1 rRNA gene is annotated in these 255 nt (G+C 49.0%); it reads right to left on the reverse strand.

The features are described from left to right. Positions 1–255, reverse strand: a 23S ribosomal RNA gene (locus ACK3CR_RS27125); the annotation flags it as partial.

Here is a 255-nt window from a genome sequence, read left to right on the forward strand (position 1 = left end):
GGGATTTCACGTGTCCCGCCGTACTCAGGATCCACTCAGGAGAGAAGAACATTTCAACTACAGGGTTGTTACCTTCTGTGACGGACCTTTCCAGGTCGCTTCGTTTATGTTCTTCTTTTATGACTCCATGTAGAGTGTCCTACAACCCCAGAAGGCAAGCCTTCTGGTTTGGGCTTCTTCCGTTTCGCTCGCCGCTACTCAGGAAATCGCATTTGCTTTCTCTTCCTCCAGGTACTTAGATGTTTCAGTTCCCTG

The organism is Priestia sp. TRM10 (genome assembly GCF_057808375.1).